This window comes from Duganella sp. sic0402 (genome assembly GCF_019219065.1).
Classification (GTDB): domain Bacteria; phylum Pseudomonadota; class Gammaproteobacteria; order Burkholderiales; family Burkholderiaceae_D; genus Rugamonas.
Map to the genome: position 1 here is coordinate 119,208 of NZ_JAHUWK010000004.1, position 22,154 is coordinate 141,361.

Annotated in this window: 19 protein-coding genes; 12 read left to right on the plus strand and 7 right to left on the minus strand. The window is 61.9% G+C overall.

Annotated elements, in window-relative coordinates:
• Positions 1-16: 16 nt before the first annotated feature.
• The 4 genes from hemC to KW842_RS12400 are packed head-to-tail and all read left to right on the plus strand — an operon-like array spanning position 17 to position 4,188.
• Complete coding sequence (hemC, locus tag KW842_RS12385) at positions 17-1,051, plus strand: hydroxymethylbilane synthase (protein WP_255584099.1); 1,035 nt, start codon at positions 17-19, stop codon at positions 1,049-1,051.
• Between the two features lie 7 nt (positions 1,052-1,058).
• Positions 1,059-1,838, plus strand: a complete 780-nt coding sequence (locus KW842_RS12390) for a uroporphyrinogen-III synthase (RefSeq protein ID WP_218304411.1) — start codon at positions 1,059-1,061, stop codon at positions 1,836-1,838.
• Positions 1,835-2,989 (plus strand): uroporphyrinogen-III C-methyltransferase, encoded by a 1,155-nt coding sequence (locus KW842_RS12395; RefSeq protein WP_218304412.1) that lies wholly within the window; start codon positions 1,835-1,837, stop codon positions 2,987-2,989. Before KW842_RS12390 ends, KW842_RS12395 begins: the two co-directional genes overlap by 4 nt.
• A 2-nt stretch (positions 2,990-2,991) precedes the next feature.
• Positions 2,992-4,188, plus strand: a complete 1,197-nt coding sequence (locus tag KW842_RS12400; protein ID WP_218304413.1) for a heme biosynthesis protein HemY — start codon at positions 2,992-2,994, stop codon at positions 4,186-4,188.
• Positions 4,189-4,392: 204 nt separating this feature from the next.
• On the opposite strand, the gene KW842_RS12405 is transcribed toward KW842_RS12400, so the two are convergent.
• Positions 4,393-5,454 carry an MBL fold metallo-hydrolase gene (locus KW842_RS12405; RefSeq protein ID WP_218304414.1) on the minus strand — a complete coding sequence of 354 codons (1,062 nt, stop codon included), beginning with the start codon at positions 5,452-5,454 and terminating at the stop codon, positions 4,393-4,395.
• Positions 5,455-5,579: 125 nt separating this feature from the next.
• Between KW842_RS12405 and ppa the strand changes: the two genes are divergently transcribed.
• Positions 5,580-6,119 carry an inorganic diphosphatase gene (gene ppa / locus KW842_RS12410; protein WP_218304415.1) on the plus strand — a complete coding sequence of 180 codons (540 nt, stop codon included), beginning with the start codon at positions 5,580-5,582 and terminating at the stop codon, positions 6,117-6,119.
• A 26-nt stretch (positions 6,120-6,145) separates the two neighbouring features.
• Here ppa and KW842_RS12415 read toward each other — a convergent pair whose 3' ends face one another.
• Entirely contained in the window at positions 6,146-6,760 is a 615-nt protein-coding gene (locus KW842_RS12415; RefSeq protein ID WP_218304416.1) for a Crp/Fnr family transcriptional regulator, read from the minus strand.
• A gap of 276 nt (positions 6,761-7,036) precedes the next feature.
• Between KW842_RS12415 and KW842_RS12420 the strand changes: the two genes are divergently transcribed.
• Complete coding sequence (locus KW842_RS12420; RefSeq protein ID WP_229223654.1) at positions 7,037-8,251, plus strand: hypothetical protein; 1,215 nt, start codon at positions 7,037-7,039, stop codon at positions 8,249-8,251.
• On the opposite strand, the gene KW842_RS12425 is transcribed toward KW842_RS12420, so the two are convergent.
• Entirely contained in the window at positions 8,242-9,375 is a 1,134-nt protein-coding gene (locus KW842_RS12425) for a GNAT family N-acetyltransferase (RefSeq protein WP_373925175.1), read from the minus strand. The two genes, KW842_RS12420 and KW842_RS12425, sit on opposite strands and share 10 nt — an antisense overlap.
• 93 nt (positions 9,376-9,468) lie before the next feature.
• On the opposite strand from KW842_RS12425, the gene KW842_RS12430 reads away from it, so the two are divergent.
• The 4 genes from KW842_RS12430 (at position 9,469) to KW842_RS12445 (ending at position 17,068) form a co-directional block, all read left to right on the plus strand.
• Positions 9,469-11,523: an NAD(+) synthase gene (locus tag KW842_RS12430; protein WP_218304418.1), complete on the plus strand. Its 2,055-nt coding sequence runs from the start codon at positions 9,469-9,471 to the stop codon at positions 11,521-11,523.
• 105 nt (positions 11,524-11,628) lie between these two features.
• Positions 11,629-11,967 carry a P-II family nitrogen regulator gene (locus KW842_RS12435; RefSeq protein WP_019922031.1) on the plus strand — a complete coding sequence of 113 codons (339 nt, stop codon included), beginning with the start codon at positions 11,629-11,631 and terminating at the stop codon, positions 11,965-11,967.
• A 414-nt stretch (positions 11,968-12,381) separates the two neighbouring features.
• Complete coding sequence (locus tag KW842_RS12440; protein ID WP_229223655.1) at positions 12,382-13,932, plus strand: tryptophan halogenase family protein; 1,551 nt, start codon at positions 12,382-12,384, stop codon at positions 13,930-13,932.
• 82 nt (positions 13,933-14,014) lie between these two features.
• Entirely contained in the window at positions 14,015-17,068 is a 3,054-nt protein-coding gene (locus KW842_RS12445; protein WP_218304419.1) for a TonB-dependent receptor, read from the plus strand.
• 2 nt (positions 17,069-17,070) lie between these two features.
• On the opposite strand, the gene KW842_RS12450 is transcribed toward KW842_RS12445, so the two are convergent.
• Positions 17,071-17,706 (minus strand): trimeric intracellular cation channel family protein, encoded by a 636-nt coding sequence (locus tag KW842_RS12450; RefSeq protein WP_218304420.1) that lies wholly within the window; start codon positions 17,704-17,706, stop codon positions 17,071-17,073.
• 71 nt (positions 17,707-17,777) lie between these two features.
• Positions 17,778-18,680: a LysR family transcriptional regulator gene (locus KW842_RS12455; protein ID WP_218304421.1), complete on the minus strand. Its 903-nt coding sequence runs from the start codon at positions 18,678-18,680 to the stop codon at positions 17,778-17,780.
• An 80-nt stretch (positions 18,681-18,760) separates the two neighbouring features.
• Here KW842_RS12455 and KW842_RS12460 point away from each other — a divergent pair, with 80 nt between their 5' ends.
• Together KW842_RS12460 and KW842_RS12465 are read left to right on the plus strand one after the other, a co-directional pair.
• Positions 18,761-19,273, plus strand: coding sequence for an SRPBCC domain-containing protein (locus KW842_RS12460; protein WP_218304422.1), 513 nt, complete (start codon positions 18,761-18,763; stop codon positions 19,271-19,273).
• Positions 19,274-19,282: 9 nt separating this feature from the next.
• The gene (locus KW842_RS12465; protein WP_218304423.1) at positions 19,283-20,377 is read left to right on the plus strand and encodes an NADH:flavin oxidoreductase/NADH oxidase; all 1,095 of its coding nucleotides are present in this window, start codon (positions 19,283-19,285) and stop codon (positions 20,375-20,377) included.
• A gap of 2 nt (positions 20,378-20,379) precedes the next feature.
• On the opposite strand, the gene KW842_RS12470 is transcribed toward KW842_RS12465, so the two are convergent.
• Positions 20,380-21,045 (minus strand): Smr/MutS family protein, encoded by a 666-nt coding sequence (locus KW842_RS12470; RefSeq protein WP_218304424.1) that lies wholly within the window; start codon positions 21,043-21,045, stop codon positions 20,380-20,382.
• Positions 21,046-21,050: 5 nt separating this feature from the next.
• On the minus strand, positions 21,051-22,004 hold the full coding sequence (gene trxB / locus KW842_RS12475) for a thioredoxin-disulfide reductase (protein WP_218304425.1): 954 nt from the start codon (positions 22,002-22,004) through the stop codon (positions 21,051-21,053).
• Positions 22,005-22,154: the final 150 nt, after the last annotated feature.

Genomic DNA, 22,154 nt, shown 5'->3' on the forward strand with positions numbered 1-22,154 from the left:
AGCGAAAGAACTGGTTTTGAAAACATCCGAATTGGGCTCCGTTGACCCTAAGAACTCCCCATCCAGATTAGTGATCGCCTCGCGTGAGTCCCGGCTCGCCATGTGGCAAGCAGAACATGTCCGCGATCGCTTGACATTATTATATCCGCAGTGCGATGTCAAAATTGTCGGAATGACGACCCGTGGCGATCAAATTCTGGATCGCACCTTGTCCAAAGTCGGCGGCAAAGGACTGTTTGTTAAAGAACTTGAAGTGGCCATGGCCGAAGGCCGCGCCGACCTGGCTGTGCACTCGCTGAAGGATGTGCCGATGGAGCTGCCGGAAGGGTTCGCGCTGGCCGCCGTGCTGGAGCGCGAAGACCCGCGCGACGCCTTCGTTTCCAACGATTACGCTTCGCTCGACGAACTGCCGGCTGGCGCCATTGTCGGCACCAGCAGCCTGCGCCGCCAGGCGCTGATCGCCGCACGCTATCCGCAACTGGTGATCAAGCCGCTGCGTGGTAATCTGGATACACGGCTGGCCAAACTGGACCGGGGCGACTACGCCGCGATCATCCTTGCCGCCGCTGGCCTGAAGCGTTTGGGTTTGCCACATCGCATCCGCTCGCTGCTCGACCCTGCCAGCAGCTTGCCGGCCGCCGGCCAGGGCGCGATGGCGATTGAAATCGCCGAACGCAGCGACGGCCTTGATCTGATGGCGATACTGGCGCCGTTGAACCACACGGCCACCGAACAAGCTGTGACCGCCGAGCGCAAAGTCTCCAAAGTGTTTGGCGGCAGCTGCCAGGTGCCGCTGGCTGCTTACGCAACGGTGGACGGCACGGACATGCATCTGCGCGCCATGGTCGCCACGCCGGACGGCCTGCGCATCGCCAGCGCCGAAGTGCGCGGCGCCGCCGCCGAGGCTGAAGCCTTGGGCGCGCAAGCCGCGGAATTGCTGCGCGCGCAGGATGCGGAAGATATCCTGTCGTCGTGCCTGAGCGAAGCGGCGCAAGCCGAGGCCGACGCCCGTTCGGCCACGCTGGCCGGCGCGGGCAAGCCGGGCGCGTGATCCGGGGATGACCGGCGCTGTCGTCATCACCCGTCCATTGGCGCAAGCCGCACCGCTGGCGCAGCGCGTTGCCGCGCTGGGCCGGGAAGTCGAAATATTGCCGCTGTTGGAAATCGCCCCGCTGGCAGATCAGGCGCAGCTGCTGGCGGCGCTGGCGCGGCTGGACCAGTACGCGATGGTGGCTTTCGTGTCGCCGAACGCGGTCGATGCCGCCTTCGCGCATATCCGGCAATGGCCGGCCGGCGTCACGGCGGCCGTGGTGGGCGAGGGCAGCCGCGCCGCGCTGGCGGCCCATGGCGTGGCCGACATCATCAGCCCGGCCGACAGCGCCCACAGCGATTCCGAGCATCTGCTGCAAACACTCGACCTGGCGGCGCTGAAGGGCAAGCCGGTGCTGATCATCCGTGGCGAAAGCGGCCGCGAACTGATGGCCGATGGCTTGCGCGACGCCGGCGCGGTGGTCGACGTGGCGCCAGCCTACCGCCGCTCGTTGCCGGCGCTGACGCCGGAACTGGCCGCCCGGCTGAAACGTTTGCTGACGCAGCAAAACGACTGGATCATCACCAGTTCCGAGGCTTTGCGCGGTTTGTGCGACCTTCTTGCAAAAGTTGACTTGCAGCATCCTAACGCGATGCAGCACAATAGCGTTGTAGCTATGCAACAGCAGCATTTGATTGTGCCACACGCCCGAATTGCCGAAACGGCAAATAATTTAGGATTTTCCAAGCTGACGCTCACAGGATCAGGCGACGAACGCCTGCTGGCCGCGTTACAATCACGCCTATGAACGATTTGCCTACCTTACCCGACCCAGCCGTTTCGTCCGCCAAGGCCGCCGAAACCCCGCCTGCGCCGCCGTCGCAGCCTGAACAGAGCTTGCTTGAGACCTTGCAGCAGCCGCAAGTGCTGCTGGCCGGCATCGCCATGCTGGTGATCATGCTGGCGGCGCAGACCTGGTCGTCGCATGCGCGCGTCAACAAGCTGCGCGAGGAAATGGCGACGCGCCTGCAAAAAGGCGACGCCTTGAATGCCGACACCGGCAATCTGGTACGCAACGTGCAAGAAAGCACCAAGGAGCTGCAGACCAAGGTGGCGCTGCTGGAGAGCAAACAGCTGGAAGCGCAAAGCCAGCAACTGGCGCTGGAGCAGCTGTACCAGGACCTGTCAAAAAATCGCGATGAGTGGGCGCTGACGGAAATCGAACAAGTGCTCTCAACCGCATCGCAGCAGCTGCAACTGGCCGGCAATGTGCCGGGCGCGCTGATCGCGCTGCAAAATGCCGACCGCAGCCTGTCGCGCTCGGACAAGCCGCAATTCATCACCATCCGCCGCGCCATTGCGCGCGACACCGACAAGCTGAAAGCGCTGCCGAGCGTGGATTCGGTCGGCGTGGCGCTGCGCCTGGACAACGCCATCGCGCAAATCGACACGCTGCCGATGCTGTCGGACGAAAAACCGACGCTGCCGGCGCCGCCTGAAAAGAAAGCCAAGCCGGCCAAGGTCGCGCACGACAAGCATGGCAAACCGGTCAAGGTGGAAGAACCTGTCACCAGCCCATGGCTGCAATCGTTGCAGGACGGCTGGACCGGCTGGAGCAGCGAGATGTGGACCGATGTGCGTCAGCTGATCCGCGTGCGTAATGTCGAAACGCCGGAAGCGCTGATGATGTCGCCGACCCAGGCTTACTTCATGCGCGAGAACCTCAAGCTGCGCCTGCTGAATGCCCGCATGGCGCTGCTGTCGCGTAACGAAGGCGCTTTCCGGGCCGACCTGATCGCGGCGCAGGAAGCGCTGACCAAGTATTTCGACACCCGCGCTCGCTCCACCCAGACCGTGCAGACGCTGCTGCGCCAGGTCCAGAGCAGCAATCTGGCGATTGAGATGCCGACCTTGTCGGACAGCCTGAACGCCGTGCGCAACTACAAAGCGAAGCCATAGTCATGCGTTTATTCCTCTGGTTAGTCGCCATGATGGCCGCCGCCATCGGCATTGCCGTGACGGCGCGTTTCAATCCGGGCAATGTGGTGCTGTTCTATCCGCCGTACCGTTTCGACTTGTCGCTGAACTTCTTCGTGGTGCTGGAAGTGGCGTTGTTCGCCTTCCTGTATGTCGTGATCCGCGCCTTCCGCGCGACGGTCAAGATGCCGGGCAAGGTGGCGGCCTACCGTCAGCAAAAGCGCGAGCGCGACGGCAACAAAGGCCTGCGCGAAGCGCTGAAGGCGCTGTTTGAAGGCCGCTTCGGCCACGCCGAAAAGGCCGCCTTGCGCGCCTCCGAGCTGCCTGAGAATGCCGGCGTGGCGGCGCTGATCGGCGCCCGCGCGGCGCACCGCATGCGCCAGTCGGCGCGCCGCGATCAATGGCTGAACAAGCTGGTCGACGACAACGCGATGAAGACCGCGCGCCTGATGACCATGACCGAGTTGCTGGTCGATGACCACCAGCCGGAGCAGGCGCTGGAAGCGGTGCGTGAGCTGAACGCCAGCGGCACCCGTCACATCCACGCCTTGCAGATGTCGCTGAAAGCGCAGCAGCAGGCCAAGAACTGGCCGGAAGTGCTGCGTCTGGTGCGCTCGCTGGACAAGCACCGCGCGCTGCATCCGGCGCTGTCGTCGCGTCTGCGCGAGCTGGCCTACGACGATTTGCTGTCGGACACCAGCCATGATGCCGAATCGCTGCTGCGGGTCTGGGCTACGGTGCCGACCTCGGACCGCATCAAGCCTTATGTTGCCTGCCGCGCGGCCACCGCGCTGAACGCGCGCGGCCTGCACGACGAAGCGCGCCGCGTCGCCGAAGAATCGCTGGCCGCAGACTGGGACGACCGCGTAGTCCGCACCTACCGCGAAGCCGCCGCTCCGGCCGGCTCAGCCGCGCTGCTGATGCAGATCGAACACTGCGAGGGCTGGGCCAATACCCGCCCGACCGACGCCGAACTGGCACTGACGCTGGGCTCGCTGTGCCTGAAGCAAAAACTGTGGGGCAAGGCGCAGCGCTATCTGGAGCAAGCTTTGTCGGACGCTTCCGATCCACGCATGGTGCGCGAATCCCACCTCAAACTGGCGCAGCTGCACGAAGCACTAGGCCAGCAAGAAGAAGCCGCCAACCACTACCGCCAGTGCGCACTGGCAACCATCCTCTAAACAGATGGCCGGTCCTCACCGGCCATTTTCTTTCCCGGATACCTTTTCCTTGTCAGATGACGAATCGTGTCAGGATAGGGATCAGGCCGACCAGCAGGGTGTGGATCAGCCATTTGTTGTTCGAGGAAATCATGAGCGGAACCTCTGGGCGGTGCGCTAAACCTGTAGTTTAGCTTGGGCGCTCCGCCTCGCTGTTGCGCTGGCTCAGGCGGGGTCGGAATCGACCGGGAAGCCTTCGAGTTTCCAGCGCAGCATGCCACCGGCGAGGTTGGCGACCTTGCTGAAGCCGGCCTTGGCCAGCATCACGCTGGCCTGTGCGGAGCGAACGCCGGAGCGGCAGACCGCCACGATCGGCTGCTCCTTGTCGAACTCGTCCATGCGTCCGGTCAGCTGCGACAAGGGCACCAGCGTGGCGCCGTGCAGATGGCCCAGCTGGTCAATGAACTCCGGCGCTTCGCGCACATCAACGATCTGCACCTTGTTCTGCTGCTCCAGCAGCGCCATCGGTTCGATTTCCCATACGCCACTGAAACGCAGCGTCAGCGGCGCCCACGTTGGCGTATCGGTCGGCGCATCGCCTTCCGGCTTGCCGCAGCGCAGATTGGCCGGCACCGCCACCGCAATTAACTTCGGATGCGGCAGGTTCAGATTGTTCATGTGGCCGGTGAAATCGCCCACGTCCACATCGCCGCCCAGGCGCGGATTGTAGCGGCGCTCCTCCGCCACGCTGGTGACCGTGATGCCGCGATAGTCGTGGCCGGGGTAGAGCAGACAGGCACCCGGCAGGCTGAGAATCTGTTCATGTACTGACGCAAACAGCTGCTGCGGGCTGCCTTGCTGGAAGTCGGTGCGGCCGCAGCCGCGTATCAGCAGACTGTCGCCGGTGAAGGCCATGCTTTCATCATCCAGTACATAGGTCAGACAACCGCTGGTATGGCCAGGCGTGGCGCGCACCGTCAGATGGCGTGCGCCGAAGGTGATGCGGTCGCCTTGCTGCAAAGGCGTATCCGCACCGCTGGCGCCACCGGCAGCCGACACCGCAATCCTGCTGCCAGCGCGCTGACGCAAGCGCCAGGCGCCAGTGACGTGGTCGGCGTGCACATGGGTGTCCAGCGTGGCGATCAGCTTCAGCCCAAGCTCCTGCAACAACGCCAAGTCGCGCGGCACTTGTTCATAGACCGGATCGATCAGCAGCGCCTCGTCGCCATCCCCCAGCAGATAAGTGTAGGTGGAAGAGGTCGGATCGAACAGTTGGCGGAAAATCATAATTCGTTATCTGAATAAGGACAGCCCTCATCATAACAAATGTTCAATGGTGTTGCGCCGCACAAGCCGCCTCTACTTCGATATAATGTCGCGGTTAAACACAGCCTGCAAACAGAGGAAAATCCATGAGCTTGAACAAAGTGTCTTCCGGTAAAGACCTGCCGAACGATTTCAACGTGATCATCGAGATCCCGATGAACGCCGATCCGATCAAATATGAAGTGGACAAGGAATCGGGCGCGATCTTCGTCGACCGTTTCATGGGCACCGCCATGCACTACCCATGCAACTACGGTTACGTGCCGAACACGCTGTCGGCCGATGGCGATCCAGTGGACGTGTTGGTAATTACCCCATTCCCGCTGATTCCTGGCGTGGTGGTCCGTTGCCGTCCGATCGGCGTGCTGAAAATGACCGACGAAGCCGGTGAAGACGCCAAAGTGCTGGCCGTTCCAGTCGACAAAGTGCTGTCGATCTACAGCCACTGGCAGAAGCCGGAAGACCTGAACGAACTGCGCCTGCGCCAGATCCAGCACTTCTTCGAGCACTACAAAGACCTGGAAAAAGGCAAATGGGTCAAGATCGAAGGCTGGCACGGCCCGGAAGCCGCCAAGGAAGAAATCCTGGCCGGCGTCGCCAACTACCAGAAAGACCAGCAAGCATAATCAAAGCCCCGCAAGGGGCTTTTTTTTTACGCCTGGCGGGCGGTATCGACCGCTTCCGCCGCCTCGGCCGCGCTGGCTTCCGCCTCGCGCCGCAGGCGCGACATGTATTGCGGCGTGATGCCCAGGTAGGAGGCGATGGCGCGCTGCGAAATGCGCGCTTCCAGGCCCGGATATTCCTCGCGGAAGGCGGTCAGGCGCTCCTGCGCTGAAGTCTCGCCGCTGTTGTAGGCGCGCTGGGCCAGCGTTTGCAGGCCGTGCATGGCGATGTGCAGGTGATAGTTCTGCATGACTTCGTTCTGCGCGCGCAGTTCGCACGCCATTTTCCAGTCCAGCGTGAAGCCGTGGATAGGCGTTTCGGCGATCAGGAACTGCACCGCCGGCTGGCCGTTTTCCCCGCTGATCAGATCGGTCAGGGTAGTGGCCGATTCGCCTTCGCGGTAGAAGCGCAGCGTCATTTCGACACCGTCGCGGTTGAAGAAGCCGCTGCGCGCCACGCCACTGGCCAGCCAATGCACTTGCGTGGCCGGCACGCCGGCGCGCTGCAGGTACTCACCCTTGCGCACATGGAATGGCTTGGCGATGGTCGCCAGGATATTGGTGACGTTGGTGTACGCCTCTTCGCTGACATCGATCCGCTTCATGGTGGCGGATTTGAATCGACTGCGTTGTTTTATGAAATCTGCATTCATGCTGTTTTTGCCACGTTCCTAGAAAACTTTCCAAGGGGGCCAAAGTATAGCCGCGACGGAAATTGCTGTGAAGAAAACTGGATTCATACTTAAACCAGGGAGATGTGCATACCGCTATTCTACCGTATAAGGGTTTCCCTGATGTATGTTCATCCAGCCGGCCAATTGAACGCGGCTTGCCCGATGTCTTGCCTTACAATAATGCCCCCTAATCAGAACGAGGGACTTATGTCTGAGAAGAATGCAAGCACCACTGGTGCGGCAATGGTGGCATTGATGCTGCTATCGGGCGGCGTGGCGGCGGCTGATACGGCTGATACACCGTGGAATCTGGGCGGCGCGGTCCGCTTTAACTACGAGCACAAGAGCTGGCAGGACGATTATCCGAATGGCTTTTTCGGGCTGGACACAGCGCGCCTGGATGTCAAATACGACGATGGCGTAGTGATCGGCTCGGCGCAATACCGCTATAACCACTTTCCGAAAGGGCAGGGCGGCTACTGGCAGCACTTCCTGCAACACGGCTGGGTTGGTATGCGATTCGCCGACAAGAGCACACTGCATGTGGGCCTGGACCGGAATATGTTTGGCCTGCAGCCGTTCACATCCAATAATTTCTACGAGTCAATCGCCTTCTACGCCGGGTTCGAGGACAAGTTTGACCTGGGCCTTACCTACGCCAGCAAACCTGGCCCGGTGGAATGGCAAGTAGGCTTTTATCCGCGCGATGGCGGCTCCTATGGCGGTGGCGGCAACACGGCCGGTGCTTCCAACCGCTATTCCTATAATATCGTTGCCGATGATGACCAGCAGGGCTACGGAACTGGCCAGCGCGATCAGGAACGCAATACGCTGATTGGCCGCGTTGCGCTGAAAATGGATGGCGACGGACGGAATGAGGTGGGACTCTCGGCGTTGACGGGGACCATCCGCAATACCACCCGCAGCGAGGGCAGGGACACCCGCCGCAACGCCCTGGCGGTGCACTACCGAGGCGGCGCTGGCCGCTGGAATGTGGCGCTGGAAGCCTTGCGCTACAACTACAAAACCAGCCATGGCGCGCAGCAAACATATGGCGGACTCGATCCGAACAGCTTTGTGATGCTGGGCGGGTTTGGCTATCCCTATCCGGTCGCGTCGAAAGGCGATATCTACATCGCCAATCTGAGTTACGACCTGCCGGGCAAGCTGGGACCGTTCAGCGGTTTCAAGCTGTACAACGATTACAGCGTGCTGCGTAAGCGTGTCGCCGGTTATAAAAACTCGGTGCAGAATGTCAGCGGCATGAGTTTCTCAGCCGGGAAATGGCTGTTTTATGCCGATTTCATGTGGGGCAAGCATCATCCCTACCTGTCGCCGGACGGTGGTGGCCTGGCGTTGACTTCCCGCCAGCATGACGGCTTCACACGCAGGATCAATCTCCAGGCCGGCTTTTATTTCTGAGGCGCTTTGAACGGAATATGCTCCGACAATTCGTCGATGTAATCATTCATGGCGGCGGTTTCCTGCGACAGGAAGTCCGCAATCGCATCGGCGAAGCGTTCATCAGCAATCCAGTGGGCTGACCAGGTGGGTGTCGGCACCAGTCCGCGTGACATCTTGTGCACGCCTTGCGCGCCGCCTTCAAAGCTGGCGAGACCGTGGCGGATGCAATAGTCTATCGATTGCATATAACAGGTTTCAAAGTGCAGTCCCGAGACAAACTCGGTCGTGCCCCAGTAGCGGCCGTACATGACGTTGCCGCCGACCAGGTTGAATGCCACTGCCACCGGCGTCTCGCCGCGCTTGGCCAGCACCAGCATCAGATTGTCCGGCATCTCGGCCAGCAGGCACTGGAAGAATGCCAGCGACAGATAGGGCTTGGAGTAGTGGGCTTGATAGGTCGACACATAGCAGCTGTAGAAGAAGCGCAATACCTCTTCATTGATGGCGGCGCCGGCCAGATGCTCAAAGTGGATGCCTGCATCGGCCACGCGGCGGCGGTCCTGGCGCAGTTTCTTGCGCTTTTCCATCTTCATGGTCGCGAGGAAGGCGTCCAGGTCGGCGTAGCCGTGGTTTTCCCAGTGGAATTGCACGCCTTCGCGCAGCATATAACCGGCTTCGGCCAGCGCCTGTTTGTCCTGTTCGTCCGGGAACAGGATGTGCAGCGAGGAGGTTTCCAGCTGCTGCGCCACTTGCAGCGCGGCGCGCGCCAGCAGTTGCCGGTCTTCGGCGTTGCGCGCCAGCAGGCGGCTGCCGCTTACCGGCGTGAACGGCACCGCCGACAGCAGCTTGGGATAATAGGGCAGGCCGTTGCGATGGAAGGCGTCGGCCCAGGCGTGGTCAAACACGTATTCGCCACGGCTGTGTTCCTTCAGGTAGAGCGGCATGGCCGCGTGCAGCTGGCCGTCGCGTTGCAGGATCAGGTAGCGCGGGCTCCAGCCGGTGCGCGGCGAGGCGCATTGTGTCTCGTGCAGCGCGTGCAGAAAGGCATAGCTGAGTGTGGGATTGTCGCCGGCCAGCGCCTGCCACTGCGCCGGGTCGATCTCTGCCAATGAGTCGATGATCGTAAACTCTGCTTCCGCCACACTGCCTCCATGCTTGTTGATGCGCCAGTCTAGCGCATGCGGGCAAGCTTTGCCCGTGCGATAATCGGATTTTGCCAACGCGGAAGACCTGACATGGCCCATAATTTCTTCAATCTGTACACCCACGATTTCGCGCGCGTCGCGATTGCTGCGCCGGTGTGCCGTATTGCCGATCCGGCCTACAACGCCGAACAGACCATTTTGCTGGCTGAGCAGGCCGCAGCGCAAGGCGCGGCGCTGGTGGCGTTTCCCGAACTGGGACTGGCTGCCTACACCTGCGACGATCTGTTCCACCAGCGCGCCTTGCTGGACGGCGTGCTGGACGGCCTGGCTGCGATTCTCGACGCCTCGCTGCAATGGAAGATGGCGGTGGTGGTCGGTGCGCCGCTGCGGGTTGAGCATCAGCTGTACAACTGCGCGGTGGTGATTGCCAACGGGCAGATCCAGGGCGTGGTGCCGAAGAGCTATCTGCCGAATTACGGCGAGTTCTACGAAGCGCGCCAGTTCAGCAGCGGCGATTACGCGACCGCCACCGAAATCGATCTGCTGGGCGAGCGCGTGCAATTCGGCTCGGGCCTGCTGTTTGAAGTGGGCGACCTGCCGATGTTCAAATTCCACGTCGAGATCTGCGAGGACGTGTGGGTGCCGGTGCCGCCGTCATCGTTTGCCGCGCTGGCCGGCGCCACGGTGCTGGTCAATCTGTCGGCCTCGAACGCGCTGGTGGGCAAGTCCAACTACCGCAACCAGTTGGTGGGGCAGCAGTCGGCGCGCTGCATTTCGGCTTATCTGTACACCTCGGCCGGCGGCGGCGAGTCCAGCACCGATATGGCGTGGGACGGGCAGGGCGTGATCTACGAAAACGGTGAGCTGCTGGCCGAGCCGAAGCGCTTCATCGACGAGCCGGCGCTGACCTTTGCCGATATCGACCTGGAGCGCCTGTCGCGCGAGCGTATGCGCATGAACACCTTCGCGCAATCGGTGCAGCGCCACGCGGCCGAAGTGGGCAAGTTCCGCACCGTGTTCTTCCATCTGGAGATCGAGCGCGACCAGCCGCTGGCGCTGAAGCGCTGCGTCGAACGCTTCCCTTACGTGCCGGCCGATGCGCGCCGCCGCGACGACCGCTGCAACGAGGTCTACAATATCCAGGTGCAGGCGCTGGCGCAGCGCCTGACCACCAGCGGCCTGAAGAAAGTGGTGATCGGCGTGTCGGGCGGGCTGGATTCGACCCACGCGTTGCTGGTCTGCGCGCGCGTGATGGACAAGCTGAAACTGCCGCGCACCAATATCCTGGCCTACACCATGCCCGGCTTCGCCACCAGTGAGCGCACCTTGAAGCAGGCGCACGCGCTGATGAAGCTGGTTGGCTGCACTTCGCAGGAAATCGATATCCGTCCAAGCTGCATCCAGATGCTGAAAGACCTGAACCATCCGTATGCGGAAGGGCAGGCGCAGTACGACATCACGTTTGAAAACGTGCAGGCCGGCGAACGCACCAACCATCTGTTCCGCCTGGCGAACCATCACGGCGGGCTGGTGATCGGCACCGGCGACCTGAGCGAGCTGGCGCTGGGCTGGTGCACCTATGGCGTGGGCGATCATATGTCGCACTACAACGTCAACGCCAGCGTGCCGAAGACCTTGATTTCGCACCTGGTACGCTGGGTGGCGGAGTCCGGCGTGATTGGCCGCAATGACGCACAGGTGCTGCTGGATATTCTCGGCACCGAGATCAGCCCCGAGCTTGTGCCGGGCACTGCCGATGGCCAGCCGGAGCAGCGCACCGAAAGCACCATCGGTCCTTACGAGCTGCAGGACTTCAACTTGTATTATGTGCTGCGCTTCGGCTTCAATCCGTCCAAGGTGGCGTTCCTGGCGCACACCGCGTGGAAGGACAAAGAGCAGGGCCGCTGGCCGGACGGCGACCACGTCACGCGCAATCAGTACGACCTGACGGCGATTACCAGGAATCTGGGCATCTTCCTCGACCGCTTCTTCCGCACCAGCCAGTTCAAGCGCAGCTGCGTGCCGAATGGGCCGAAGGTGGGCAGCGGCGGTTCTCTGTCGCCGCGCGGCGACTGGCGCGCGCCAAGCGACGCGCAAAGCGTTGTATGGATGGATGAACTGCGCACCATTCCTGTGCATGAGTAAAGAATAAGCTTATGTACATGGACACAGCGGCTGTGTCGATTACAATAGAACCAAAGCATGCAGTCAGCTGCACCAAGATTTTCGATTTAGATACAAGGAGAAGTCATGAAACAGATTACCGCCGTGATCAAGCCGTTCAAGCTGGACGAGGTGCGTGAGGCACTGGCTGAGGTCAATGTTACTGGCCTGACCGTCACCGAGGTGAAAGGCTTTGGCCGTCAGAAAGGCCATACCGAACTGTATCGTGGCGCCGAATACGTGGTCGACTTCCTGCCGAAAGTCAAAGTGGAAGTGGTGGTGGATGACGGTGTGGCCGAGCAAGTGGTGGACGCCATCATCAAGGCCGCCCGTACCGGCAAGATTGGCGACGGCAAAATCTTCGTGCAGAACGTTGAACAGGTGATCCGCATCCGCACCGGCGAGACTGGTCCGGACGCCGTCTGAGTCGCTTTTCCGACACACTCCACATGCCGGCTTTGCCGGCATTTTTTTTGCGCTGACTTTCCCCGTGGAAGCGCTACCGATTCTGTGGGAAGTGTTTTAGGCCGAAAAAACTTTATTCCAATGTGTGTTACACCATAGTTTTATTCGGCTAGACTGTGTTTAGTGATGTAAGTTAAACAGGCTTCCTGAAACCAGAATCATTTGTTCGTTGCTTGCATTAATGTTAGCTTGGGATCACCGGCCTCGCAGTCGGATATAAAAATACGGGAGACAAAATTGAGCACACTACACCAGACGGCCATGGTCTTGGCCATGGACCAATTCGCCCTGGCCTGCGCCGCATATACCCCAAGCGCCCCTGTTTCGCGCGGAAATGAAAACGTTGTCATAGCAAGTCCATTCTGAGGAGGCGCGATGAACGGCAATGACATGCACGGCGGCGCGGTACGAAAAATCGTCATCGTCGGCGGCGGCACCGCCGGCTGGATGACCGCCGCGCCGCTGGCCCAGCGCCTGGCGCGCCATCCGACCCAGCCTTGCGAGATCACCCTGGTGGAATCGCCTGAAATCGGTACCATCGGCGTCGGCGAGGCCACCTTGCCGACCATCCGCGTCTACAACGCGGCGCTGGGCCTGGATGCCGACGACTTCGTCGCCAAGACCCAGGCCAGCTACAAGCTGGGCATTGAATTCAAGGACTGGGGCCACGTTGGCAACCGCTTTTTCCATCCCTTCGGCGATTTTGGCCCGGCGCTGGCCGGCATCGGCGCGCACCAGCACTGGCTGCGGCTGGCGCAGGCCTTTGACAAGATGCCCGACATGGAGAACTGGTCGGTGGCATCGATCATGGCGCGCCACAACAAGTTCACGCCACCGAACGAGGAAACGCCAGGCATGACCGATGCCTATTCCTACGGTGTGCATTTCGACGCCAGCCTGTACGCCGCTTATTTGCGCGACTATGCCGTGGCGCGCGGCGTGCAGCGCATCGAGGGCATGATCGTCGAGGTCGAGCAGCATCCGGAGAGCGGCTTCGTCAGCGCCGTCAAACTGCGCGATGGCCGCCGTGTCGAAGGAGAGCTGTTTATCGACTGTTCGGGCTTCCGCGGCCTGCTGATCGAGGGTGCGCTGAAGGCCGGCTATGAGGACTGGAGCAACTACCTGCCTTGCAACAGCGCGCTGGCCGTGCCCTGCGCCTCGGTGCCGCAGTTGACGCCTTACACCCGTTCCACTGCGCAGCAGGCCGGCTGGACCTGGCGCATCCCGCTGCAACACCGCACCGGCAACGGCTACGTCTACAGCAACAACTTCACCAGCGACGAGCAGGCGCGCAGCGTGCTGCTCAACGCCATCGACGGCGCCGCGCTGGATGAGCCGCGCCAGATTCGTTTCGTCACCGGACGCCGCCGCAAGTCCTGGGACAAGAACGTGGTGGCGATCGGCCTGTCGGCAGGTTTCATCGAGCCGCTGGAATCGACCAGCATCAATCTGATCGAAACGGCGGTGGGCAAGCTGCTGGAATTGTTCCCGGACCGTGATTGCAGCCCCGCGCTGGCCGATGAGTTCAACCGCTTCATGGGCCTGCGTTATGAATCGGTGCGCGACTTCATCGTGCTGCACTACAAGCTGACCACCCGCGACGATACCGAATTCTGGCGTCACTGCGCCAGCATGGCGATTCCGGATTCGCTGCGCCACCAGATCGAACTGTTCCGCGAGACGGGGCGCGTGGCGATCGTCGATCGCGGCGGCTTCGCCGAGCCTTCGTTCGTGGCGATGATGATGGGCCTCGGTGTGACGCCGAAGCGCTACGACCCGCTGGCTGACCGGGTCGACATCCGCGCGGTGCACGGCCATTTCGCCGAGCTGCGCGACATGATCACCAAGGCCGTAGCGAAAATGCCGGATCACGGCGCCTATGTCGCCAGCCAGGCGGCGAGCGGCGTATCCCGCGCGGCCGCCTGACAACTGATAGGAGGTATGCACAACGATCATTGATCAACAAGTGGTAGGCAATACAAAAACACCTATAAGAGGGAGACACAAATTGAATAAGCTACAGAAAACTGCGATCGCCGCTGCGGTTGCACAGGTCTTTGTGCTGCACACCGGCGTGGTGTTGGCGCAAACGGCAGACGCTAACACCGATCTGGCCAAGGGCCCGGTGGTGGTGGTCAGCGGCCAGCGCGCCGCGCTGCAATCCGCGCAAAAACTCAAGCAGGAGGCGGACGAGGTTGTCGATTCGATCGTCGCCGAAGACATTGGCAAGCTGCCGGACCGTTCGGTCACCGAGGTGCTGCAACGTATTGCCGGGGTGACCATCGACCGCAATATGGCCGGCGACCCGAACCGCCAGTCGGTCGAAGGCTCCGGCGTATCGGTGCGCGGCCTGACTTATGTGCGTTCTGAAATCAACGGCCGCGACGCGTTCTCGGCTGGCGGCGGCCGCTCGCTCGGCTTCGCCGACGTGGCGCCGGAGCTGATGTCGGGCGTCGACGTCTACAAGAATCCGTCCGCCGAGCAGGTTGAAGGCGCGGTGGCCGCGCTGGTCAATCTGCGCACGGCCATGCCGTTCGACTACAAGGGCTTCAAGGGCACAGTAGGCGTCTCGGAATCGTATTCGACCCTGCGCAAGGGCAAGCCTTCGCCGACCGGCACGGTGCTGCTGTCGAACCGCTGGACCACCGACTTCGGCGAATTCGGCGCCCTGGTGGACTTCGCCCATGCGAAGAGCCCGAGCCGTTCGGACGGCGTCGGCGTTGACCCGTACTTCCCGCACGTGAATTCCACCGACCCGACCAAATACGACCCATCCAAGACCAAATGGATACCGCTCGGCGTCGGCTACCGCTCGCAGGACTTCGACCGTACCCGTCGCGGCGACTATGCTGCCTTCCAGTGGCGTCCGAACAAAGACCTGACCGCCGCGCTGACCTACTTCAAGACCAAGTACAAGGAAGACCTGGACGAGCACGTCGTGGCTTCGTCCGAGGACAAGTGGTATCAGCAGGTGGCCAGCGCCGACTCGAAGTTCGACAGCAATGGCGCGTTCCAGAGCGGCACCATCTCCAACCCGACTTATGGCGGTTCACCGTTCAACAGCTCGCAGCGTATCAACGTGCGTGAATCCGGCACCCGCGATCTGTCGCTGAACGTGCAATGGCGCGCCACGCCGGACCTGACCTGGACCAATGACTTCCAGCACGTCCGCTCGACCACCGAAGGCTTTGACGCTGACGTCTCGACCGGTTTCATCCTGCCGAATCAGACCATGGACATGACCGGCAAAGTGCCGCAGATTGGTCTGGGTTCGGCAGCCTATATGGCCGATCCGAAAAACTACTACTGGGCCTATACCCAGGAAGCGCTGGACAACGCCAAGGCCACCCAGAAAGCCTGGAAATCCGACGTCAAATACACTTTCGACGATCCGGTGCTGCGCGACGTCCGCTTCGGCTTCCGCATGGCCGACCGCGAAGGCGAGAATCACAAGGCGCAGAAGTTCTACAACTGGCAGGCGATTACTTTCCCGTGGATGGAAGGCTGGCAGATCAACGGCGTGGCCCGCCTGAACGATCCGCGCTTCGCCGGCGGTGCTTCGCTGCAAACCATCGACAACTTCTTCGGCGGCAAATACACCCTGCCGGCGATGCTGTTTGCTGACGAGGCGACGGTGCGCGGCTTCCCCGACCAATGGAGCAAGATCCACGCCTACCACGACGTGCTGTGCGCCGAAAAAGGCTCGACCTGCGATCCGTGGAAGGCAGCGACCTTCAACGACCCGGCCGCCACCAACACCCAGACCGAGAAGACCCGCGCCGCCTACACGCAGCTGCGCTTCGGCTGGGATGATCTCAAGTACCCGATCGACGGCAACGTCGGCATCCGCTACGTGAGAACCCGCGGCAACGGCAGCGGCTATGTCGCATTCACGCCGCCGTCTACGCCGTCGATCCCTGCCGGCGCGCCGGTGACCGGCCAGGAAAAACTGATCAATATCGCGCAGTTCGCGCAAGCGCAGTCGTTCAGCAATTCCTACGACAACTGGCTGCCGAGCCTGAACCTGCGCATGAAGGTCAATCCGGAACTGCAATTCCGCTTTGCAGTCGCCAAGGCGATTTCGCGTCCAGACTTTAACCAGCTGCAAGTGCAGACCACGCTGAGCGCGCAGCACCTGCAAACCACGACCCGCGACGCGTCCGGCAACGTTACCGGCGTGCGGATCGATGGCACCACCCTGACCGGCACCAGCGACGGCAATCCGCTGCTGAAGCCGACCACCTCGACCAACGTCGACCTGACTGCCGAGTGGTACTTCGCCAAGGCTGGTTCGCTGACGTTCTCGTTGTTCAACAAGGACCTCAACGACATCATCATCACCAAGAACTACGGCTACAAGGCGAAAGACGTCACCGGCAAGGAGCAAACCTTTGTGGTGACTGGTCCGGTCAACGGCGCCAAGGGCTTTGCCCGCGGTTTTGAGCTGGCCCACCAGCAGTACTATGATTTCGTACCGGACTGGCTGCGCGGCATCGGCACCCAGGCTAGCTGGACTTATGTGAAGAGCGAGCGCACGCTGAAAGATCCGGTGTTCGAGGCATGGTGCTCGGGCAATGACGCCTCCTCCAACTTCAACCTGAGCATCAACGGTTGCGATACCGATGGACGGGCGTTCGGCAAGACCCCGTTGCAGGGCCTGTCGCGCAACACGGTCAATCTGGCCATCATGTACGAGCAGCACGGTCTGTCGATGCGCGTGGCCTACAACTGGCGTTCGCGTTACCTGCTGGGTGTGAACCAATGGGGCAGCCGTGGCAACAATGGCCTGAACACCAATCCGGCCTCCGGTGCGGACCGCTTCCTGATCCCGACCACCAACAACGATCAGGCCTTCGGTCTGCCGTTGTACCAGGCGTCGTATGGTCAGGTGGATGCGTCGATCTTCTACGACTTCACGGACAAGTTCCGGGTCGGACTGGAAGGCACCAATCTGACCAACTCGTACACGCGTCAGATCATGCAACAGCACTCGGGTGAATTCACCCGTCAGGTGTTCATGAGCGGTCCGCGTTACACCGTGCTGGCGCAGTACTCGTTCTAAGCTTAATGGTGACTGCGGAGGTGGAGTTCAAACTTCCAGGTCACCAGTCGTAGTATGGCGATGAAGGCGGCGCTGATCCACAGCGCCGCGTCATCGGATACCATGTCGATGTATTGCAGACCGATGAACAGCCAGGTGCCGAAGAAGGCGCAGATGGCATAAGGTTTACCGTCACGCAGCACCATCGGCACTTCGTTGCAGACGATGTCGCGCAGCACGCCGCCGAAAATACCGGTGATCACCCCCATCATCGAGGCGATGAACAGCGGCATATGCGCCGCCTGCGCCTGCGCCACGCCGGCCACGGCAAACAGGCCAAGACCGACAGCGTCGGCTACCACAATCACCCGTTCGGAAATAATCTGGCGCACTGTTTTCATCAGCGGTGTGGCGACCAGCGTCAGCACGAAGATCAGGATCACATATTCCTGGTGCATGACCCAGAACAGCGGCCGCTTGTCGAGCAGGATGTCGCGCAGCGTACCGCCGCCGAAGGCCGCGATAAAGGCGACCGTGAAGACGCCCACAATATCCATGCGCTTGCGCCGCGCTTCCACGAATCCCGACAAGGCACCGACCAGGATCGCCATGATTTCGATAATGGTGATCAGTGAGACGTGGACCGGTACGTGCTTCATCTAGGCTTATGGACAAGGTTGCAATGCACGTAGGTTAACATGGCCGCTTCGTGTCCGGTAGAGTTGTTGCATCATATTAACGTTTGGCAGGTTTCAAACAACAGTGCGCGCACCCAGCTGCGGCCCGGATCGCGCTCGGTGCGCTCATGCCAGGCGGCGATTTTGGTGAAGCCGGGAATGGGCAGCGGCGCTTCCAGCGCCGCCAGGCCGTCGGTCACCAGCGCCAGTTTATGCGGCACCACGGCGATCAGGTCGCTGACGCGCAAGAAGTCCTGTAGCACCAGGAAGCTGGTGACTGACAGCGTCACGCGCCGTTCGCGGCCCATGGCGGCCAGCGCCTTGTCGGTGGCGCCCGCAAACGGGCTGCCGCTGTACGACACCAGCGCGTGGTCCAGCGCGCAGAAACGGTCGAGTGAGAGCGGGGCGGTGGCGTCGGGATGGCCGGCGCGCAGCACGCAGACATAGCGTTCATCGAACAGGAACTGGGTGTGCAAATCTGGCGACGCTGTTTCCGGCGTGATCAGCGCCAGGTCGACATCGCCGCGTTCCAGTTGCGCGTGCAGGCTGTTTTCAACTGGCTGTACGGCGACGCGGATGCCGGGCGCCTGTTTGCGCAGCGCCGACAGGAAGGGCACCATCACGGCGCGCAGCGCGTAGTCGGTGGCGGCGATGGTCAGCGTCATGCTGGCGGTGGCTGGATCGAAGCCCTGCGGGCGCAGCATGCTTTCCACTTCCGCCAGCAGTTGCTTGACCGGCCCGGCCAGTGCGAGCGCGCGGCTGGTTGGCACCATGCCGCGCTGGGCGCGCACGAACAGCGGATCGTCGAAATGTTCGCGCAGGCGGGTGAGGATGCCGCTGACTGCCGGCTGGGTCAGCGACAGGCGCTCTGCGGCGGCGGTGACGCTGCGCTCGTCCAGCAGGGCGTCCAGCGCCTTGAGCAGGTTGAAGTCAAACGTTCTGATATCAGCTGGCATGATGTTTTGAATAAAAATTATCGATTGGTTTTATTTTAGACCAAAGCGCATCATGCGGTCTTGACCCAAAGGAGCCCTTGATGAGTGACATTATCTGGCCGCCGGCCTATCTGCCCGGCACCACCGACAACTACGTATCCAATGAAATCACCGTGGCCGGCCTGAGCGCCGCCGAGGTCTGGCGGCAGCTGGACGACACCCGCGCCTGGCCTGGTTATTACAGCAACGCATCCGGGATCCGCTTTTACGATGGCGGCGGTCCGCTGCTGAGCGCCGGGGCGCGCTTCCGGTTTACCACCTTCGGCTTCGCGGTTGAGGCGGAAGTGGTAGAGTATGTACCGCCTGCCAACGGCCAGGCTGCGCGCATCGCGTGGCATGGCTGGGTGGAAGGCGACGCCACATCGCGCCTGGACGTGCATCACGCCTGGCTGTTTGAAGACCTGCCAGATGGCCGCGTGCGCATCCTGACCCAGGAAACCCAGAACGGCCAGCCTGCCCGCGGCCTGGCCGTCACCAAACCGAATCCGATGCTCAATGCGCACCAGGAATGGATAGACGGCCTGGCTGCCGCCGCCAAGCGCGCTCAACAGTAAAGGAATCGCATGACCGCATTATTCAAACCCTACACGCTGAAAGGCGTTACCCTGCGCAACCGCATCGCGGTGCCGCCAATGTGCCAGTACAGCGCCGTCGATGGCCTGGTCAATGACTGGCATGAATCGCATTACACCAGCATCGCCCGTGGCGGTCCTGGCCTGGTGATTGTTGAAGCAACCGCTGTTGCACCGGAAGGCCGCATCAGCCCCGGCTGCCTGGGCTTGTGGAACGACGAACAGGCCGCCGGCCTGCAGCGGGTTGCCGCCGCCATCAAGGCCGGCGGCGCCGTGCCCGGCATCCAGATCGCGCACGCCGGCCGCAAGGCCAGCGCCAACAAGCCGTGGGAAGGGGATGACCATATTCCGTCCGACGCGGGTGGCTGGGACATCATCGGGCCATCGGCAGTGGCGTTTGGCAAGCATCTGCCCAAGGTGCCGCAGGCAATGAGCAAGGACGATATCGCGCGCGTCACGCAGAACTTTGTCGATGCGGCGGTCCGCGCGCGCGACGCTGGTTTCGAGTGGCTGGAACTGCACTTTGCGCATGGCTATCTGGCGCAGAGTTTCTTCTCGGTCGAAGCCAATCAGCGCACCGACGAATACGGCGGCAGCTTTGAAGGCCGCAGCCGCTTTATCCTGGAGACGCTGGCGGCGGTGCGCAAGGTGTGGCCGGAGGATTTGCCGCTGACCGCGCGATTTGGCGTGATTGAATACGATGGCCGCGACGAGCAGACCTTGAATGAGGCGATTGCGCTGACCAGGGCAATGCGCGAGGGCGGGCTGGATATGCTGAATGTCAGCGTCGGCTTCTCGACGCCGAACGGCAATGTGCCGTGGGGTTCGGCCTTCCTGGCGCCGATCGCCGAGCGGGTGCGCAAGGAAGCCGGTGTGCCGGTGGCGTCATCGTGGGGGATAGATGATCCGCAAGTGGCCAACCGGGTGGTGGCTGACCAGCAGATGGATCTGGTGATGATCGGCCGGGCGTTCCTGTCGAATCCGCATTATGCCTATCATGCGGCGATGGCGTTGAAACAGGAGCAGCCGTCGTGGGTGCTGCCAGCGCCTTACGCACACTGGCTGGAGCGCTACCAGCGTGGCTGATATCAGTAGCGTGTAGGTTGCAGGGCGGCGCGCAGCAGCACGATCAGTGCGCCTTCGCCGCCTTCGCTGTTGCGCGCCTGGCAGAAGGCGACGACCCCTTTTTGCACCAGCCAGCTGTGCACCATCGATTTCAGCACCGGCTCCTGCCCACGCGAGCCGAAGCCGCGGCCGTGAATCACGCACACGCAGCGGTGATTGCGCAGGCCGGCCTTGGTGAGGAAATCGCCCAGCGCATCGCGCGCCTGGTCGCGGTTCATGCCGTGCAAATCCAGCTCATCCTGCACCGGCCAATGGCCTTTGCGCATCTTCTTCATCACATCCGGTCCAACGCCCGGCGCCGAGTAATTCAGCGCCGGATCGTCTTCCAGATAATGATCGACTTCAAACAGGTCCGACAGCGACTCGCGCAGCACCGCCGCATCATCCTCGGCCTGGGTCAGCTTGCGGGCCGGTGCGGCCGACGGCGCAACGCCTTTGGGCACGCTGGGCGGCACATAGCGGTCCGATACCGGCATGCGCTTGACGCCGCCCAGCGATGACTGGAACAGATTGGCTTCCACCACCTGCTTTTTCACCTGTTTGGCACGCTCCGCCTCGGCGGTGGCGCGTGCCTCAGCCTGCTCCTTGAGCTGCTTGCTCAACGATTTCAGGTCTGCGAAGTCTTTCATCGTGCTTACTCCTGGCCTTCCAGGTAGCGCTGTGCATCCAGCGCGGCCATGCAGCCGGTGCCGGCGCTGGTGATCGCCTGGCGGTAGATGTGATCCTGCACGTCGCCGGCGGCAAACACGCCCGGTACGCTGGTCGCCGTGGCCATGCCTTCGGTGCCGGTTTTGGTCTTGATGTAGCCGTTGTGCATCTCCAGCTGGCCTTCGAAGATGCCGGTGTTCGGCTTGTGGCCGATCGCCACGAACAGGCCGTGCACGGTGACATCGGTGATGGCGCCGGTTTCGGTCGACTGGATCTTGACGCCGGTAACGCCGCCGTCATCGCCGGTCACTTCATGCAGCGTGTGGTTGTACTTGATCTCGATCTTGCCTTCGGCAACCTTGGCGTTCAGTCGGTCGATCAGGATCGCTTCGGCGCGGAATTTGTCGCGGCGGTGGATCAGCGTCACTTTGGTGGCGATGTTGGACAGGTACAGCGCTTCCTCGACGGCGGTATTGCCGCCGCCGACCACGGCCACCTGCTGGCCACGGTAGAAGAAGCCGTCGCAAGTCGCGCAAGCCGACACGCCTTTGCCCATGAAGGCCTGTTCCGAAGGCAGACCCAGGTACTGCGCCGACGCGCCGGTGGCGATAATCAGCGTATCGCAGGTGTACTCGTGGCTGTCGCCGATCAGGCGGATCGGTTTTTCTTGCAGCTTGACGGTGTGGATGTGGTCAAACACGATGTCGGTGTTGAAGCGCTCGGCGTGCTGCAGGAAACGCTGCATCAGGTCCGGGCCTTGCACGCCCAGCGGGTCGGCTGGCCAGTTTTCCACGTCGGTGGTGGTCATCAGCTGGCCGCCTTGCTCAACGCCCGTCACCAGCATCGGCTTCAGGTTGGCGCGGGCCGCGTAAATGGCGGCGCTGTAGCCGGCAGGGCCGGAGCCGAGAATCAGTACGCGAGCGTGTTTTGGAGTGGTCATGGCGGGCTTCTTCTAAATAATGTTGGATTAATCCGAATGTGGGGGCGCAAGCAAGGGCGGCAAGGGGATGCCGCTATTGCAATTACGCAAGCAATACAAGATTATAGAGCAAGCAGGGAATTGGGACGAATCGTGGGGGCGGTTGTTGCC